This is a genomic window from Aquimarina agarivorans (assembly GCF_000218485.1).
Taxonomy (GTDB): domain Bacteria; phylum Bacteroidota; class Bacteroidia; order Flavobacteriales; family Flavobacteriaceae; genus Aquimarina; species Aquimarina agarivorans.
In genome coordinates this window covers 45454-63972 of record NZ_AFPB01000162.1, presented here as the reverse complement: position 1 = coordinate 63972, position 18519 = coordinate 45454, and the positions used below count along the sequence as shown (strand labels likewise).

At 32.8% G+C, this 18519-nt stretch carries 15 protein-coding genes; 12 read left to right on the top strand and 3 right to left on the bottom strand.

All coding sequences use genetic code 11. The features are described 5' to 3' along the window. Positions 1-15: 15 nt before the first annotated feature. From GMC_RS0112670 to GMC_RS0112635, 7 genes are all read left to right on the top strand, one after another. Positions 16-2568, top strand: coding sequence for a zinc-dependent metalloprotease (locus tag GMC_RS0112670; RefSeq protein ID WP_010522491.1), 2553 nt, complete (start codon positions 16-18; stop codon positions 2566-2568). Positions 2569-3121: 553 nt separating this feature from the next. Continuing rightward, entirely contained in the window at positions 3122-3532 is a 411-nt protein-coding gene (locus tag GMC_RS0112665) for a hypothetical protein (protein ID WP_029489761.1), read from the top strand. Next, on the top strand, positions 3523-5481 hold the full coding sequence (locus GMC_RS0112660; RefSeq protein ID WP_157998169.1) for a zinc-dependent metalloprotease: 1959 nt from the start codon (positions 3523-3525) through the stop codon (positions 5479-5481). The genes GMC_RS0112665 and GMC_RS0112660 overlap by 10 nt, the downstream gene beginning before the upstream one ends. A 119-nt stretch (positions 5482-5600) precedes the next feature. Continuing rightward, positions 5601-6056 (top strand): SRPBCC family protein, encoded by a 456-nt coding sequence (locus tag GMC_RS0112650; protein ID WP_010522488.1) that lies wholly within the window; start codon positions 5601-5603, stop codon positions 6054-6056. Positions 6057-6062: 6 nt separating this feature from the next. Next, positions 6063-6755 carry an SDR family NAD(P)-dependent oxidoreductase gene (locus tag GMC_RS0112645; protein WP_010522487.1) on the top strand — a complete coding sequence of 231 codons (693 nt, stop codon included), beginning with the start codon at positions 6063-6065 and terminating at the stop codon, positions 6753-6755. A gap of 6 nt (positions 6756-6761) precedes the next feature. Continuing rightward, positions 6762-8063, top strand: coding sequence for a cryptochrome/photolyase family protein (locus tag GMC_RS0112640; protein WP_010522486.1), 1302 nt, complete (start codon positions 6762-6764; stop codon positions 8061-8063). A gap of 191 nt (positions 8064-8254) precedes the next feature. Further along, positions 8255-9073, top strand: coding sequence for a mechanosensitive ion channel family protein (locus GMC_RS0112635; protein WP_010522485.1), 819 nt, complete (start codon positions 8255-8257; stop codon positions 9071-9073). Positions 9074-9117: 44 nt separating this feature from the next. Here GMC_RS0112635 and GMC_RS19900 read toward each other — a convergent pair whose 3' ends face one another. Continuing rightward, on the bottom strand, positions 9118-9531 hold the full coding sequence (locus tag GMC_RS19900) for a CPBP family glutamic-type intramembrane protease (RefSeq protein ID WP_238527994.1): 414 nt from the start codon (positions 9529-9531) through the stop codon (positions 9118-9120). Between the two features lie 306 nt (positions 9532-9837). On the opposite strand from GMC_RS19900, the gene nhaC reads away from it, so the two are divergent. The 3 genes from nhaC to GMC_RS0112615 all read left to right on the top strand — a co-directional run bounded on the left by nhaC (position 9838) and on the right by GMC_RS0112615 (position 12486). Continuing rightward, positions 9838-11295 carry a Na+/H+ antiporter NhaC gene (nhaC, locus tag GMC_RS0112625; protein ID WP_010522483.1) on the top strand — a complete coding sequence of 486 codons (1458 nt, stop codon included), beginning with the start codon at positions 9838-9840 and terminating at the stop codon, positions 11293-11295. Between the two features lie 64 nt (positions 11296-11359). Then, the gene (locus tag GMC_RS0112620) at positions 11360-11992 is read left to right on the top strand and encodes an NAD(P)H-dependent oxidoreductase (protein ID WP_010522482.1); all 633 of its coding nucleotides are present in this window, start codon (positions 11360-11362) and stop codon (positions 11990-11992) included. Between the two features lie 56 nt (positions 11993-12048). Beyond that, positions 12049-12486, top strand: a complete 438-nt coding sequence (locus GMC_RS0112615) for a thioredoxin family protein (RefSeq protein ID WP_010522481.1) — start codon at positions 12049-12051, stop codon at positions 12484-12486. 73 nt (positions 12487-12559) lie between these two features. Here GMC_RS0112615 and GMC_RS0112610 read toward each other — a convergent pair whose 3' ends face one another. Together GMC_RS0112610 and GMC_RS0112605 are read right to left on the bottom strand one after the other, a co-directional pair. Beyond that, positions 12560-13423: an SDR family oxidoreductase gene (locus GMC_RS0112610; RefSeq protein WP_010522480.1), complete on the bottom strand. Its 864-nt coding sequence runs from the start codon at positions 13421-13423 to the stop codon at positions 12560-12562. A 304-nt stretch (positions 13424-13727) separates the two neighbouring features. Beyond that, the gene (locus GMC_RS0112605; protein ID WP_010522479.1) at positions 13728-15233 is read right to left on the bottom strand and encodes a DEAD/DEAH box helicase; all 1506 of its coding nucleotides are present in this window, start codon (positions 15231-15233) and stop codon (positions 13728-13730) included. Between the two features lie 229 nt (positions 15234-15462). Between GMC_RS0112605 and GMC_RS0112600 the strand changes: the two genes are divergently transcribed. Beyond that, the gene (locus GMC_RS0112600; protein ID WP_010522478.1) at positions 15463-16014 is read left to right on the top strand and encodes a thioredoxin family protein; all 552 of its coding nucleotides are present in this window, start codon (positions 15463-15465) and stop codon (positions 16012-16014) included. A 25-nt stretch (positions 16015-16039) separates the two neighbouring features. Continuing rightward, positions 16040-18511 (top strand): PIG-L family deacetylase, encoded by a 2472-nt coding sequence (locus tag GMC_RS0112595; protein ID WP_029489760.1) that lies wholly within the window; start codon positions 16040-16042, stop codon positions 18509-18511. Positions 18512-18519 lie beyond the last annotated feature (8 nt).

Here is an 18519-nt window from a genome sequence, read left to right as displayed (position 1 = left end):
AGAAAATTGCTTCGAATGAATATAAGAATATATATACTTACCTGCTTTTTATTTGCATTTGGTGTAAATTTAAATGCACAACAAATTGTTTGGACCAAAAAATCTGAAGGAATTTTTATTTTAAATACAAAAAAACTTAATCAAGCTTTAAAAGACGTTTCAAAAGATACAAAAGTTACAACAATCATCAATTTTCCTTCCCCTACTGGAGAATTAATTGATTTCAAAATCAAGGACAATGCCATACTTCCTAAGGAATTACAGCAAAAATTTCCTCAAATACATTCTTATAAAGGTGTAGCCATCAACGACCCTAATTTTTCGGTAATTTTTACATGCGCTGCAAACGGAATTAACGCTACGCTGCTTAAAAACAACCAAAGCTGGCATCTAGACTCCTCCCTAGATACCCCAAAAAATCAATATAAAATTGTAGCCAATAAAGATCAAATTCCCGTAGATTCTTTTTTTGAATGCACTTCAACTGACCATAAGCATACCACTAGTACCAGTGGATTAAAATCATATCAGTCTAGCAAAAGACAATTACGTAGCGAAGCCGCAGTTGGTGACAATCAACTCCGAATATTACGTGCGGCAATAGCAGTTTCATCTAACTACACCCGATTTTTTAGCATTAAAGCAGGTGTCATAAGAGGAACTGATTCCGAAAAAAAAGGGGCAGCTTTGGCTGGTATTGTTGCATCAATAAATCGTATAAATAGTGTTTTTGAAAGGGATTTAGGCATCCGTCTTGAGCTAATTCCGAACAACGATGAGCTTATTTTTCTTGAATCACAGGCTAATCCTTTTGATTCGAGAAACTCTGAAGAATTGAGTGACTTAGCTAATCAAAATATCAACCGTATCGTTGGCGAAGACAACTATGATATTGGACACTTACTGACTACTCATTTTAATGGCGGATTAGCGTTAATCGGAAGTTTGTGTGGTAATCGAAAAGGTAAAGGTTTTACTGGATTTAGAGAACCCGAGGGTGATATTTTCGATATTACTTTTTTTGCACATGAATTAGGACATCAATTAGGTGCAAATCATACTCAAAATTACCCTTGTCAACGATTTGATGAAACCGCTGTTGAAGCTGGTGAAGGAACCACTATAATGGGGTATGCTGGTGGACCGTGTAGAGTGCCTAGTGTTGTCATTCAACCTTCAAGTGATGCTTATTTTCATTACGTGAGTATTTTAGAAGTGAAAGCATTTTTAGAATTTAATTCTAGTTGTATACCTACCGAGGCTGTTACAAATGAACTACCCTCAATTGAACCTTTACGCGAATTAAACATTCCTTTGGGTACTGCATTTGCTTTAGAAACTATTGTAAATGATAGGGATAATGATGACTTAACTTATACCTGGGAGCAAATTGATAATGAACGTGCTATAGCACCTCCAGAATCTACCTCTGAGGTAGGTCCTTTATTTAGATCCTTCCCTCCTAGTGCATCGCCCAGAAGAGATTTTCCTGCTAAATTAGGTGTAAGTACAAAATGGGAAGTACTACCTACTGTCCCAAGAACAATGAATTTTGCCCATACCGTGCGAGATGGAAAACCAGGTGGAGTTTCGTTTTCAAAAGTGAAAATAAATGCCATAGATACTGGCGAAGGTTTTTTTGAGGTTACCTCACAAAGTTCAAGCGTTAGTTACGATCAAAATAGTGTACAGGATGTCACTTGGAATGTTGCAGGTACTGATGCTAATGATATAGATGTAGAAAATGTTAAAATTGAACTTTCTTTTGATGGTGGAGAAACTTATCCTACTGTATTAATTGAAGAAACACCAAACGATGGTTCAGAAAGTATTAGAATTCCTGAGGGCATCACTACATCAGAAGCGCGAATAAGAGTAAGTGCATTAAAACAAATATTTTATGCGGTAAATAAAAGTAATTTTAATATTGGTGATGTTGTTTTACCATTGATTCCTGCAGCTAGAGTGTCTAGCAGACAAAGGAAAAATGATAATTTACTTATTTTTAGAGTAAAAACATCCGAACCTGTAAAAGATGATACCAATGTATTTTATTCTTTTGAAACTGAACCTTCGGGCGCAGTTTTGGATTTTAGCGGTAAGGTAACCTTTTCTATTGATGGTGGGGATACTTACACAACTGCAATAGAAGAATTTGTAACCATTCCTGCAAATAATGACGAAGTTATTATAGCCCTTCCATTAGTAGATTCAAATACCGATAGTGGTGGTGCTGATAAAATTAAGATTATTTTAAATATTCCTGAGGGTGTAAGTAATCCCAACCTGACTAGCATAGGTACACTTGCAAAAAAACAATTGAATATTAAAGAGAATATTATTGTTTACCCTAACCCTTCAGATGGTAATATTACCCTTGAAATTTTAACTATTCCGCTCGACGGTTACGAAGCTGTTTTATATAATTTAGACGGTAAACCTATTTTTGAGTATTCATTTTTAACTCAAATCGAGTCTATTGACTTGACTAGTTTATCCCCTGGACTTTATATTTTAAGTGTATTTATAAATGGTGAAATTGCAGTTAGAAAAATTGTAATTCAGTAAATTCACAAAATTTTAAGCATAAATTTCGTACAAAACTATATTTCTTACAATTTCTAAGCATTAAAAAATAACTTATTTATATTTTTTATAATTAATTCACTGAAAATCAGATTAAAAAAAATTTTTTCTAACATAATCCTAGCGCTTAAATAACTAATTTACGGCCTGAAGCCTATTAACTACTGGCTTTAACCAATTAATTTTAAACCTAGATGCATATTAATTCTATTATATCCCCCCTCCAAAATAAGCCTTATTTCATATAAACGATATTTCAAATTTTTATAACTAATTGATTTACAGATTAAAAAAATTAATTTTGTGTTAGAATTTTAAATCTTTTATTTATATTTATGAATGTTCCTACACAAAATTTTTAATCTTTATTTTAATATAAAATAAAAAGAGCATTAGATTTTTATGTTTTAACAAAGCAAATTAGAAATAGGAAACACCATAAAATTGAAATATAACGTTAAATGGAAATCTACATAATGGATGAATGTTATGAATTCATCGCTTAAAAAAGATCTCCATTTATAAACTGGGGTAAATGCTTCAATATATCATGGTTATCATTTTTGCGTTAAGCGCAAATAATCCAGGGCTACTTAAAAACTGGACAAGGACAACTCTTGATAAATTTGAACTTATAACAAATAAAATACAAGATTTTGAATACCATTGTATTACAGAAGAAGCATTTAAAAAAATAAAAATCACTCAAAGCAAATTCCTTTTTAAAAGTCAATCAAATTCGAATAAAAAAAAGGTCATTATCAGGCAACCTGATTACCAAAAAATCAATCCCACTACAACTTCTGATCAAAAATTTAAAGCAACAGCTACATCCTTAATCAAAGTTAAAATTGCATTAATGACCACTGGGGAATATGCCCAATATCATATAAAAAAAACAAGGCTAGTTTACTACCAATTAATCAACAAAAAAAAGTGGTGTTAAATGCGCTTAAAAATAGCCTTCAAAGTGTTAATAAAATTTTCAATAGAGACTTAGGTATACATCTTCAGCTTGTTGAAAATAATGAACAACTTATTTTTATTGACCCTGTTTCAGACGGACTTACCAATAATGATTTGAAAAAGCTAATTTATGAAGCTCCTCAAAAAATTAAATCTTTAATTGATCAAAATAGTTATGATATTGCACAAACACTAGGTACTTTTAAAGGAGGAACAAGTTCGTGCAGTGTGGCATTTTCCAACAGGAAAGCAAATGGAATTACAGGCCACCCTATTCCCGAAGGTAAGGTTTTTAATATTGATTATTTAGCCCATGAAATTGCTCATCAGCTTGGTGCCTCGCACACTCAAAATAGTAATTGTTCCAGAAATAGCGAAAGTGCCGTTGAACCTGGAAGCGGACATACTATAATGAGTTACGCAGGTATTTGTAATTTACCAAAAAGTAATGTTTCCAATACATCAAAACCTTATTTCCATAGTAAAAGTATTGAACAAATATCTACGTATTTATCTTCTAAAATAGCTACACTCCCCCAACAAAAAAATATTTTAATGTCAATTCCTAACTATTCAATTCCTTTAAACACCCCTTTTGAAATAGCGTTGCATACTACCATTCCATCAAATAAGTTTTTATATTTTACATGTGAACAAATTGACACTGAAATTGGTGTTTTTCCACCAAACAAGAATGCTAAAGTAGGGCCTGTATTCACCTCGCAATTTCCGAAAAATGATGCAGTGATTTCGTTCCCCAAAAAAGAATTAGTCATAAACAACAATAACGCCTCCAAGCAAGGTGTTTTAGCAGCTGTACCGCGTACTTATTCTTTTGCTGCTTCCGCAAGAAGTACGGATCCCGAAAACTTAGGAGCATCAATACAAAAATTTGAAGTAGCTGTAACGGAAAGTCCTAAATTTGAAGTGACTTCCCAAAATACCAAAAATTTAAGCTGGCAAAGTACTAATTTAGAAAAAATTACATGGAACGTAGGGCATACAAAAGCCTACCCTATTCATACCAAAAAAGTTGCAATACTACTTTCTTCAGATAACGGTAAAACATTTCAAACACTTGTAAAAAGCACTCCCAATACCGGAGAAGCAACCATTAGTGTTCCTGCAAACATATCATCAAACCAATGCCGAATAAAAATAAAAGCTATAGGCAATATTTTTTATGCACTAAACACCACGCCTTTTTCTATAAATCAAGACGTAAGCATAAAAAAATTTACTCCCAACATGTCTTCTCTAATAAAAGATAAAGGAATTATAGAAAAAACTATTGTAGTTGATGATCATTTTACTGTTGAAAACCTTGAGGTAGCATTGTCATTAACACATTCTAAAATTGGAAACCTTACTATTAGTCTTGAAAATCCTAGCAAACAAAAAATATTGTTATGGAATCGTAATTGCTCCAATGAACAACATATTGATCTTACTTTTAAAGATGATGAACAAAAAATCCCAATGGATCCACTGCGACTTGGAAATGGTGTTTGTGATGATAAAGTGATGGGACTTAGAGCACCACATCAATCTTTAATAAAACTAATCAATAGTTCCCCCAAAGGGAACTGGAAACTCACTATTGCATCAACTGAAGCCGAAAATTTGATTATTCTTAAAGATTTTAACTTAAAGTTTACCTCTATAAATACACCATCCATAGCTAAAAATCAAGCCGAAATTAAAATTGCTCCTAATCCTGCTTTTGCTCAATTAATTGTAACCACTAAAAATTTCAATTCCGATTTTACTATTGAGTTTTATAATACTACTGGAAATTTAGTTAAGACTATTTCTTTAACAAAATCCAAAACACAAACGCACCCAATTGATGATTTGCGAAGTGGACTTTATTTGCTTAAAATAACTAATGGAAAAAATAACTACCATCAAAAACTTGTAGTTAAATGACGCAAATTCATTAATAAATACTTTTTTTCAATGAAAATGCTACCATCATTTTGACTATTTTTATTTTGTTTAACAAAAAAGATTAAATAATTAAACAAAATAAAAGTATTTTTGAATTGATGAAAACATATAAATTAGAAGCAAAGTTAGAATTACCTATTCCAATCGATGAAGCTTGGGATTTTTTTTCAAATCCAAACAATCTTTCTAAAATTATGCCTAAGAGCATGAAATTTAAGGTGATTGATGGAGCTACCCTGCCATTATATTGTGGCCAGGTAATTCAGTACACAGTAACTCCGTTACCTTTTTTTAATACCACTTGGTTATCTGAAATTAATTATATCCAAAAGCCCAATTTTTTTGTTGACACTCAACTAGAGGGGCCTTACAAACTTTGGCATCATAAACACTATTTAGAAGCAATACCTAATGGCACATTAGTTACCGATATTGTTCATTATCAAGTACCATTTGGAGTTTTAGGGCGTTTGCTTCATCCAGTAATTATCAAGCCTAAATTGGCTAAAATTTTTGAATACAGAACAAAACATATCACCTCACTTTTTAATTAAAAAACTATGAAAAATATACTTTTAATAGGTGGATCCTACGGTATTGGTGCTGAAATTGCCAAGCAGTTAATGAACGATCATCATGTAATCATTGCTTCCAGAACTAATGATGATTTGCCTGAAGCCATTACACACATTCCTTTTGACGCTACTATAAACTCAATTGCAGATGTTGATCTTCCTGATGTTATTGACGGTTTAGTCTATTGCCCAGGTACCATTAATTTAAAACCTTTTAGCATGCTTAAGCCTGAAGTTTTTGAAAAAGATTTGAATTTAAATTTTATGTCTCTAGTAAAAATTTTAAAAGAGGTACATCCCAAATTGAAAGCTGCTGAACAAGCCAGTATTGTTGTTTTTAGTACTGTTGCGGTAAAAGTAGGTATGCCTTTCCATACCTCTGTTGCGGCGGCTAAAGGAGCTTTGGAAGGTTTTTCAAAATCACTTGCTGCGGAATGGGCTCCAAATATCAGAGTAAATGCTATTGCTCCTTCATTAACAAATACACCTTTAGCAAAGCGCTTAGTTTCCAATGATGCTAAAATTGAAAAAATGAACGAGCGTCATCCCCTGAAACGTATTGGTGAAAGCGAGGATATTGCTAACATGGCCTGTTTTCTACTTTCGGAAAAAGCGTCATGGGTAACGGGTCAGGTTATGGGAGTTGATGGTGGTATTGGTGCGTTAAATTTAAACTAAGTTACTATGCAGGAATTAACTATTTTTTGGTTTAGAAGAGATTTACGACTACACGATAACACTGGTTTTTTCTTCGCGTTAAGCGAAAATAAAAATGTACTGCCTATTTTTATTTTTGATACTGAAATTTTGGGTAAGCTTCCTGAAAACGATGCCCGAGTCAGCTTTATACATGATTCTTTAGCTGATATGCACTCCAAGTTAAAAGAAATGAATAAAGGAATCTCCATATTTCATGGTGAACCTATTGCGATATTTCAAGAAATTGAAAAAAAATACAAAGTAACTAAAGTATATACCAATCATGATTACGAACCTTATGCACTGGAACGTGACAAGATTTTAACAGCTTTTTTTGAGGAAAAAGCAATTAAATTTGAAACTTATAAGGATCAAGTTTATTTTGAAAAAGATGAAATTGTAAAGGCTGATGGTGATCCGTATATGGTGTATACTCCTTATAAAAACAAATGGAAAGAAGTTTTTAAAACTAAGGAACTAAAGCAATATCCTAGTCAAGATCATTTAAAATCTATAATTGAATTTAGCTCCTATGAAAGTTGTAATTTAAAGGATTTGGGATTTAAAAAATCAAAAATTAAAGTTGCTCCTTATATGGCAACACCTGGTTTAATCGAAAGTTATGAAGATACCAGAAACATTCCTGGAAACGAAGAAGGCACCTCAAAACTAGGGCCGCATTTGCGATTTGGAACCGTTAGTGTACGCGAAATATTAAAAAAAGCTATTGCAGAAAAAAATGAAGTCTTTTGGTCCGAATTAATTTGGCGCGAATTTTTTATGCAAATCCTATGGCACTTCCCGCATACTAAAAATGCGAGTTTTAAACCCAAATACGACCGTATCGAGTGGCGAAATAACGAAGCTGAATTTGAAAAATGGAAAAATGGCGAAACAGGCTATCCATTTGTTGACGCAGGTATGCGCGAATTGAATGCGACTGGATATATGCACAACCGAGTACGTATGTTAGTGGGTAGTTTTTTGTGTAAACACTTACTCATTGATTGGCGCTGGGGCGAAGCCTATTTTGCTGAAAAATTATTGGATTATGAAATGTCTTCAAACATAGGAAACTGGCAATGGGTAGCAGGAACTGGAGTGGATGCTGCACCTTATTTTCGAATATTTAATCCAACCACACAAATTCAAAAATTTGATAAGCAACACGAATATATTAATCGCTGGGTTACTGATTTAAATGAACTTACTTATCCAAAACCAATGGTAGAACACAAAATGGCTCGTGAACGCTGTTTGGAAACTTATAAAAAGGCGTTAGCTTAGTAGAATAATTACTTGAATGCTGGTTTAATATTTTTTTAAAAAATAAAGGTGTGTTATTTACCAACAAATTTTAGAATCGCTAGAAATAACTGATCCCACCACATAAAATCTAAGTTTTTTTATACCTTTATACTATTGATTATTTTCCCTTGTAATTAAAAAATACAAGGGATTGTTTTATATAAAAAAGAATGGATAAAGTAAATGAGTACTTAGAAATTGCTATCGATAAAATTGTTTTTTTTGCTCCAAAAATAATTGTTGCAGCACTTTTATTATGGATTGGCTTTAAACTAATTAAAAAAGTAGACAAAATAGTTAGCAAAAGCTTAATAAAAATGCAAGTATCGGATACGATGCGACCGTTTATAATTTCACTCCTTACTACGGTTTTAAAAATTGCTTTGTTACTTATTGCCGTATCAATTTTAGGTGCTGAATTATCAGGTGTTGCTACCATTGTTGCAGCCATGGGATTTGCCATAGGATTATCATTACAGGGTAGTCTGGGTAATTTTGCCTCAGGTATACTTATTTTATTTTTAAAACCATACAAAGCTAACGATTGGATTGAAGTTGATGACAAATTTGGTAAAGTAGAGGAAATAGGAATTTTCAGTACCATAATTACCACTCCTGGTAGTAAAACTCTCATTGTTCCTAATTCAAAAATTACAGATGGTATTGTAACTAATTTTTCTAAAAAAGGGGTTGTCCGGTTGGAATTGAATGTTCATATTCCGTATAGCGAAGATTTTCCAAAAGTAAAAAGTATCATTGAAAATGAACTGCGTTTAATACCCACGGTACTAAACGATCCTGCACCTGAAATTGGAATTGAAACCTTTGATTCGCACAACGTGCAATTAGCTATACGTCCTTTTGTGCTTCCTAACGATTATTGGATAGCTACTTTTGATACGCACGAAGCTGTCAAACGTATATTTAGCGAAAATAAAATTAAGGTAGCTTACTCTGAAGGTATTGAACTTGGTTTAATTGGGAAATAGGAATTTGGTTTTCGATTTTTTTTAAGCGCTAAATTTAAAAATGCTTAAGCCGCTCCAGGAAATGCCAACATTTCCCCTAGCCCTAAGGTGAAAACTAAATTTCCATACAAAGCATGCTCCAAACTAACCCAGGTAATACTTTTTTCTTTTTCGTAAGTGTAAGCAAAAAAACATCCTCCTAAAAAGGTTATAATTAATACAAGTATACTCTTTAAAAATAGATGGCAGAGCATAAAACAACTTACATTCAGTAAAAAAAAGAACCTTTTGTTGTCAAATAAAGGCTGATATCTTTCATAAAAAAACTTTCGATATACCACTTCTTGAGGAAACACTGAAAAAAAAGTGTATACAAACAAAATGGTAACCCATAACCCTGGTTTTTGTTTGACTACTTGAAATAGTAGGCTTTTATCATAAAGTTTTATTAAAATTATTCCAGAAACAAGTAAAAGCAAACTCGTAATTAATACTCTGATTACAAAAGTCTTTTTTGGTTTTTGGGGAAGTTTAAACCTGAGTTTATAAGTTTTAAATAACAGAAAACCAACATGTAGTAGGGCTACACCTATCATTACTAATTTTAGTATTTTGGGAACAGGTAGGGCTAACAAAATAGGTAGCGCAAAAAAATAACAAAAATAATTCTAAAAATTTAAGTGTTTTGTTGGGCATTATTATTTTCAACTAAAATGTTACATTTACTTTTATACAACTATTACGTCGGATTTTTAATGACCTAATTTCAACATTTATATTGACATATGCCAAATAATACGATTCCCAAACGCAATTTACCTTTATGGAAGGCACTTTTTCCAATGATTCTTTTAATTGTACTTCTTTTTTTTAACGTAGTATTTGTTTTTGGTGATGATGCTTTAAGCGGAAGTAATCAATTTATTTTATTATTTGTTGCTGCTATTGCTGCAATTATTGGAATTACTGAAAAAGTAAGCTATTCCGAAATTATTGATCAAGTAAAAAAGCAAATTAGTATAACCTCGGAAGCCTTGCTAATATTACTAATGGTGGGTGCCCTAACAGGTACTTGGCTATCAAGTGGTGTGATACCAACTATGGTATACTACGGTTTAGAGTTACTGAATGCTAAAATATTTTTGGTAGCTTGTGTTTTTATTTCAATTATAGTGTCTTTGGCTACTGGAAGTTCTTGGACTACTAGTGCTACTATTGGTGTGGCTTTAATTGGAATTTCTAAAACATTGGGGATTCCTATTGGAATGACAGCCGGAGCTATTTTATCAGGAGCTTACTTTGGTGATAAACTTTCACCTTTATCAGATACTACTAATTTGGCGGCCTCAATTGCAGGAACAGATTTATATACTCATATTAAATACATGTTGTGGACCACCATTCCTTCCATAGTAATAAGTATTTTATTTTTTATAATTCTCGGACTTACTTTAGAAACGCCCGAAAGTATAACTTCAAATGCGTTTGAAGCGGATATTAAAAGTGCTTTTAACGTTTCTGGCTGGTTATTACTCGTCCCGTTATTTGTTTTCTTTCTTATCGTAAAAAAAGTACCTGCAATAGTAAGTTTATTAGCTGGTTCTTTATTAGGTGGTATAGTTACTTGCATAGCCCAACCTCAAGTAATACTTCAGGTAACTCAAGCTACTTCAATCAATTTAGTTTCGGCGTATCAAACCGTTTTAACCGCGCTTACAAATGATATTACTATTCCAACAGAAAATCCATTATTACAAGATCTTTTTAGCGCTGGGGGTATGCAAGGAATGCTTGGCACTATTTGGTTAATTATTTGTGCAATGGTTTTGGGGGGTACACTGCAAGCAATTGGAGCTTTAAGTACTTTAAGTAGTGCGATTCTTAAAATAGCTAAAGGTGCTACTGGATTAATAGCAAGTACTACTGGAATTACAATTTTAACAAACGTTACGGCTAGTGATCAATACTTGTCAATTGTAGTACCAGGAAAAATGTTTAAAAATGCTTATAAAGATCAAAAATTAGCTCCTGAAAATTTGAGCCGAACACTAGAAGATTCGGGTACAGTAACATCTGCTCTAATTCCTTGGAACACTTGCGGGGCGTTTCATTCCAAAACGCTTGGAGTAGACGTTGCTGATTATGCCTTTTTTGCTATTTTTAATTGGCTGAGTCCATTTATGACTTTAATTTTTGCTGTTTTCAAAATTAAAATCAGGCAATTAATTGCTCCTAAATCATAGTTATTGTTATCGGAAATCTTTAATAAAATCTTACAATAGCCCTATATTTGCGTAAAAAACAGCTATGGATATTATTGAAAGCCTGGAATGGCGATACGCAACAAAAAAATTTGATAATAATGCATTTATTGAAGATGAAAAAATTGAGCGTATTTCAAAGGCTTTTAATTTAACAGCAACTTCCTATGGGTTACAGCCCATAAAAATGATTATTGTTAAAAATAAATCTATTCAAAAAAAAATGAAGGCTGCTTCATTTCATCAGGAACAAGTAGCTACAGCATCGCATGTTTTAGTGCTTTGTGCTGAAAAAAATGTAGATGCAGATTTTATAAAAGCATTTTCAAATAATTCAAAACAATTACGTCCTGAAGCACATAGTGAAATTGATGCTTACGGCGATGTATTAATTGATCGTTTTAAACTTAAATCAAAAGCTGATATTAAACTTTGGGCTACCAAACAAGTATATTTGGCACTTGGAAATTTACTTACCGTTTGCGCAATTGAAAAAATAGATTCCTGTCCAATGGAAGGGTTCATTCCTGCTGAAATTGATGTTATTTTAGGCTTAGAACAAGAGCAATTATCCGCAGTATTATTACTGCCAATTGGTTACAGAGCAAAAAATGATGTATCTGCAAAAATAAACAAGGTACGTAGACCGTTAAATGATATTGTAAAAATTATTCCGTAAATAATTTTTATATTGGCAAGGAATTTGCTAATCATTTAAGATAAATTTTAATTACCATGAAGAAACTTTTTTTTAGTCTTTTCATTCTTATTTCAACAGCAAGTTTTGCTCAGGATTTGAAATGGGAAACTGATTTTACAACGGCAAAAGATTTAGCCAAAGATCAAAACAAAAATATTCTTGTTTATTTTACAGGAAGCGATTGGTGTGCGCCTTGCAAGCAATTAAAAGCTGATTTTTTTCATTCTGAAAAGTTTATTGAAAAAGCAGATAAAGTGGTTTTACTAATGGTAGACATGCCGTTCCGACAAGATATTATAACTCCTGAACAACGTAAAAAAAACGAAAAATTAATTAAAAAATACAATCCAGGGAAATCATTTCCTACTTTAATTGGATTAGATAGTTCAGGTAAGTTATTAAATACTATTTCTGCTTACAGTTCACTTAGAGACACTACAGGTCACTTTCGTTTTTTAGAAAGTATTTTATAATAAACGCTTCAAATAAAAACACCCAAATCTTTGCTCAAAGATTTGGGTGTTTTTATTTCATTTCTTTAAAAGTCTATAAAAAATAGTCTATTACCTGATTTACAAGTTTTGTTCCATCTGGATCTGCTTTTACTTTAAGTGCCGTCATATTTTCTGCCCATTCTGATGTTCTTACTCTTAAAGGCGGATTTTTTGCATTGATTGTATCTAAAATTATGGCTGCAATTTCCTCAGGTGTTTGGTAGGGCGAAGCAGTCCCTGATCCTGCTCTGCTTTTAGCTCCTTCTAAGTATTTTGTAAAAATAGGCGCGTATTCACCTGTTACCATCTCCCCTTTTTCATCAACGGTTTTTGTAATTGCATTATTCATAAATTCAGTAGCAATTCCACCTGGTTCGATTAAAGAAAAATTAATGTTGAACGGTTTAGCAACATAGGTAGCCAATGCTTCTGTAAAGCCTTCTACAGCAAACTTTGCTCCGCAATAAAGCTCATTAAAAGGCTGTCCTACCAATCCTCCTATAGAAGTAATATTAATGATATGCCCTGAATTCATTTTACGCATTATAGGCAATACGGCTTTTGTAGTTATAACTACCCCTTTATAATTAACATCAGTTATCCAGTCGATTTGATCCAAGGAGGTTTGTTCTAATGTTTTTGCAAAACCTGCTCCAGCATTATTCAATAAAACATCAATTTTACCGTCTTTTTCAACAATCATATTTACGGCATGTTCAATGGTATCGTATTTGGTTACATCCAGTTCTAGTATTTCAATATCAAGATTGTCTTTTGCTATAGCCTCTTTTAAAACCGTTGATTTTTTTAAGTTACGCATGGTGGCGTATACTTTATAATTATTTTTGGCAAGTAAAATAGATGCTGCCAATCCTACACCCGATGATGTTCCTGTTATTAATATGTTTTTTTTCATAGTTAATTTATAAAAATTTTAGACTGATCCTATGTCTTTTTAATTGTTTTGACAAGTAGGCATCAATTTGCAATTAGATTTTAATACCGTTTCCGAGATTAAATTTTGATTCAAAATTGTTCTTTTTTGCTTGATACTTCACGCCGAAACTGAGTATACGTTTATATTTTGCCTCTTGCTCAAGCAAAAACTAGTAATTTTTTATTAGAGTAATTTAATTTCAAAAACTGGTATAATTATAGCAAAAAGCCCTTTTAAATTCTAAATTTTAAAAGGCTTTTGCTTTTATTTATGAAAATCAAAACTAATCGATCAATTGATTAATTCGTAAACGCAATTTACGTTTGTAATCTTCCTCCAACCAACTGCGGTAATTTTTGGTACTGTTACTAATACAGTAAGAGTACATTCGAATACGGTATTCAATTTCTTCATCCAATAGTTTTGCCAAAATACGGGCATCAAAAACATCTTCGCTATTTTCAACGCAAATTTTTGCGTGTTGTTCAATAGAACGTTCTAAAACCATTTTAGACTTTTCACCATTGTTAACTACAGCATCGTATTCCTGTTTTACATCAAAAGAAATATCTTCGGAATTCGCAAACTCTGCTCTAACTTCAGGAGGCATTACGTATTTAAACTGCCGCTCTATTTCATCATCACTTACTAGATTTTCTAGGTAATAATCAGGTAAACGAAATATTTTTTGCCAATCAACATCAGCGTTCCATAATCCCAAACGCGCCGCATTATTTCCTAAATCAATGACGTTAAATTCTTTTTTACCTGGTAAAGAACGTGATCCTCTACCTATCATTTGAAAATATAAAGTCAACGATTTTGTTGCTCTATTGAGTATGATTACCTCAATAGTGGGTTCATCAAATCCAGTAGTTAAAATTCCGACTGAACTTAAAATAGCATCAGGTGTTTCCTTAAACCAGCGTAAGATATCTCTACGTTCCTGCTTGCTATGTGTATTATCTAAATGGCGAACATCCAAGCCTGCCATTCTAAAAGTTTCATATACCTGAACGGAGGTATTAATTCCATTATTAAAAATCAGGGTTTTTTTACCTTTGGCCTTTTGGTGATAAGCATACAATAGCTTTTCTTGCATAAAAGCATTAGAATACAAATCTTCCGATGATTTAACGGTATAATCCCCGTTAATACCTACTTTTAAAGTACTTAAACCTACATCAAATGAATAAGTTACTGCATTTGCTAAAAAGCCTTGTTCGATTAAGTTTGAAATTGGCTGCCCACATATAAGTTCGCGGTAGCTATCTTTCATTGGCATTTTAATATTGGAACTTAAGGGAGTTGCTGTTACCCCTAAAATGAAGCAATTTTCAAAATGTCTAAATAATTTTCTGAATGAATTGTAATGCGCTTCATCAATAATAACCATACCAAGGTTTTTAAACTCAACCTTTTCCTCGTTCAAACGATTATTAAGCGTTTCAACCATGGCAACAAAACACATGTAATCTTCCTCATTAGGTATTTCTTTAACCTTACTGTTAATTACCTTACTGGTCACACCAAAGCCTTCAAGCATTTTCGAAGTTTGGTTACACAACTCAATACGGTGTGTAAGGATGAGTACCTTTTTTTGTTGTTCTTCAATATACCTACGAACAATTTCAGAAAAAACTACAGTTTTTCCTCCACCAGTTGGTAATTGATAGCACAAATTATAGCCATCGGGTTTGCTATTAATTCGTTCAAAAATTTTATTTATATCATCCTTTTGATAAGGATATAATTCTTTGATACCAGATGTTTTTTGTATTGATTGCAAGTAGCCAAGTTTAAAAATTGGGAATACAAAAATACCACTTTATTTTAGTTACCGAAGCCAAAAAAAACAAACATTTAAAATTTTTAACCATAATTATATGATTGAAAGTATTTTACCCGTTATGATAAAAATTTACAAATTAAAATCCGTTTGATTATTAAATATCCGTTAATTTCAACAAAAAAATTATCAGAATTCGTAAATTTCTAGCAATATAAAATAGTATACAATGGCAGCAACCGAATCGCAAATGATTTCATTAGGCACACAAGCTCCTAACTTCAATTTATTAGATACATTAACTAATTCAAAGGCAAGCTTAAACGAACTGAAATCGGATAAAGCTACTGTAGTTTTATTTATATGCAATCACTGTCCTTTTGTAATTCATATCAATAAAGCACTTGCAACTTTAGCTAATAAGTATCAGGCAATGGGTGCAAAATTTATAGCCATTAGCAGTAATGACATTGAAAATTATCCGGCTGATGCGCCAGAATTAATGACTGAATTTGCTAAAAAAAATCAGTATTGTTTTCCTTATTTGTACGACGAAGATCAAAGTGTGGCAAAAGCTTACGGTGCAGAATGTACACCCGATATTTTTGTTTATGATAAAGACTTAAAGCTTGCTTACCGCGGAAGGTTTGATGCTACAACACCTAACATGGGTGTTGCAACAGGTAAGGATTTGGCAATGGCACTAGATAGTATTTTAGAGAACAACAGTTACGAAGGAGCTCAGGTTCCTAGTATTGGCTGTGGAATTAAATGGAAATAAATATCCCTTAGCGGAAAAATTGTTTATGAAAAAAAAGATACTCATTGGGCTATTAGTTAGTCTTAGTTTTACATCAAACGCACAACAAAATCAACCAAACAGTGTAGGTATATATCAAAAACTTCAAAAATTCGCATTTTTGGGTAAAGTGATGTATGTAGCCGCACACCCAGATGACGAAAATACCAATGTAATTTCGCATTTTGCTAACAAAGTACACGCTACTACAGCTTATTTATCGCTTACACGTGGTGATGGTGGACAAAATTTAATTGGTCCACAGTTGCGTGAAGCATTAGGTGTTATAAGAACACATGAATTGCTAGCAGCACGTTCTATTGATGGTGGGGGGCAATGGTTTACACGTGCAAATGATTTTGGCTATTCAAAAAATCCTAAAGAAACGTTCACCTTTTGGGAAAAAGAACAATTACTACATGATGTAGTTTGGGCTTTCCGAAAATTTAAGCCTGACGTAATTATTAATCGGTTTGATCACCGTACTCCTGGTACTACACACGGTCACCACACTACTTCGGCAATGATTAGTGTAGAAGCTTTTGATGCCGTTGGTGATGCATCAAAATTTCCTGAGCAATTGCAACATACGAGTATACACCAACCCAATGCTGTGTACTTAAATAAATCTTCGTGGTTTTTCAAAAATAAATCCGACTTTGAAGCTTCGGTAACCAAAGATATTTCAGTTGACGTGGGTACTTATTATCCCAACATTGGAAAATCCAACACTGAGATTGCTGCTTTAAGTAGAAGTCAACATAAATCACAAGGGTTTGGAATGCTATCTTCTCGCGGAAAGCGAAAAGAATATTTTGAACTTATTAAAGGGAAAAAAGCAACTAATTTTTTTGAAGGGATTGATACCACTTGGAATCGTACCGATGGTGGCGCTGTTGTTGCAGAAATGGTAAGTGCTTTACTAGCCGATTTTAATTTTAACAACCCAAGTGCAAATGTTACGGATTTATTAAAAATTCATAAAAAAATTAGTCAATTAAAAGATTCTCACTGGAAAACAGAAAAATTACCGCTATTAGAAACTATAATTACGGATTGTTTGGGTATTTATTTAAAGGCCTATACCAATACAGGGAAAATTACTCCTGCAGACTCATTGCAAATTTCAATTGAAGCAGTAAACAGAAGCAATTATCCTGTGACATTGAACAGCGTACATTTTAATAACAAACAATTAAATGGAGTTCAAAAATTAGAAAACAATAGCGCCTTCATAAAAAAAACAACGGTGCTTTCGCCCCATAAAAATTACACCACACCTTATTATTTGAAAGAAGAATATTCATCAGGAATGTATACAGTTAACAACAAACTGAATATTGGATTACCCGAAACTCCTACCCCGTTTATGGTAGATTTTAAGTTAGATGTGGACGGATATTTAATTAGCCGTCAACAACCAATAGTATTTAAATATAGGGATCGAGTGGCTGGCGAGGTATATGAGCCTTTATTTGTCATTCCTGAAATTAATGTAAAACCAACCAAGGAGTTAATTTTGTTCCCAAAACAAAACGAAAAACAAGTAACCGTATCATTATTGGCAGCTACTAAAGATCAAAAAGGTACGCTGCGCATTGATGTACCAGATGAGTGGATTGTTCAGCCCGAAAAAATAGATTTTAATATTACCAAAGGCAACGAAACTTCATTTTCATTTAAAGTAATCCCTCCTTTAGATGCTGCTATTGCAACCGCTAAAGTTACTGCTACCGTAAATGATAAACAATATAGTAGTTATGCTGAGCATATTAACTATGACCATATTCCTAAACAGCAAATTATCCATAAGGCAGAAATTCGTTTAGTTAATTTTTCTATAGAAACAGGAAATAAAAAAATAGCATACATACAAGGAGCTGGGGATAGTGTTGATGCTAATTTGAGTGAATTAGGATTACAAATAACCCCGATTGATGCTTCAAATTTTTATGCTACTAATATTAGTAATTTTGATGTCATTATTTTAGGAATACGCGCTTTAAACAAATTCCCACATTTGTTAAATAATAAAACTAAATTTGAAAAGTTTGTAAAAGCTGGCGGCACTGTAATTGTTCAATACACCACAAAATCATACCGGGCAGCTCCAAGTTCAATAAATAATTTTTTCCCTTTTCAATTTACGCTTTCGCGAAAGCGGGTCACCGACGAAACAGCCAAAGTAACATTTTTAGCTCCCAAACATCAGGTACTTAATAATCCTAACAAAATTTCCAATACTGATTTTAATGATTGGGTACAAGAGCGTGGTTTGTATTTCCCTGATCAATGGGGTAAGGAATTTACGCCAATTTTGGGTATGAATGATGTCGATGAGCCATTAACCAAAGGGAGTTTATTGATTGGAGACTATGGCAATGGGCATTTTGTATACACTGGAATCAGTTTTTTTAGAGAATTACCCAAAGGAGTTACTGGAGCCTACAAATTGTTAGTTAACATAATTAACTTGTAAAATGAAGT

Coding starts and splice junctions, on each gene's coding strand:
- nhaC (WP_010522483.1), top strand. CDS start 9,838: ATGCCAAATAATACGATTCCCAAACGCAATTTACCTTTATGGAAGGCA.
- GMC_RS0112670 (WP_010522491.1), top strand. CDS start 16: ATGAATATAAGAATATATATACTTACCTGCTTTTTATTTGCATTTGGT.
- GMC_RS0112650 (WP_010522488.1), top strand. CDS start 5,601: ATGAAAACATATAAATTAGAAGCAAAGTTAGAATTACCTATTCCAATC.
- GMC_RS0112595 (WP_029489760.1), top strand. CDS start 16,040: ATGAAAAAAAAGATACTCATTGGGCTATTAGTTAGTCTTAGTTTTACA.
- GMC_RS0112635 (WP_010522485.1), top strand. CDS start 8,255: ATGGATAAAGTAAATGAGTACTTAGAAATTGCTATCGATAAAATTGTT.
- GMC_RS0112645 (WP_010522487.1), top strand. CDS start 6,063: ATGAAAAATATACTTTTAATAGGTGGATCCTACGGTATTGGTGCTGAA.
- GMC_RS0112600 (WP_010522478.1), top strand. CDS start 15,463: ATGGCAGCAACCGAATCGCAAATGATTTCATTAGGCACACAAGCTCCT.
- GMC_RS0112640 (WP_010522486.1), top strand. CDS start 6,762: ATGCAGGAATTAACTATTTTTTGGTTTAGAAGAGATTTACGACTACAC.
- GMC_RS0112615 (WP_010522481.1), top strand. CDS start 12,049: ATGAAGAAACTTTTTTTTAGTCTTTTCATTCTTATTTCAACAGCAAGT.
- GMC_RS0112620 (WP_010522482.1), top strand. CDS start 11,360: ATGGATATTATTGAAAGCCTGGAATGGCGATACGCAACAAAAAAATTT.
- GMC_RS0112665 (WP_029489761.1), top strand. CDS start 3,122: ATGCTTCAATATATCATGGTTATCATTTTTGCGTTAAGCGCAAATAAT.
- GMC_RS0112610 (WP_010522480.1), bottom strand. CDS start 13,423: ATGAAAAAAAACATATTAATAACAGGAACATCATCGGGTGTAGGATTG.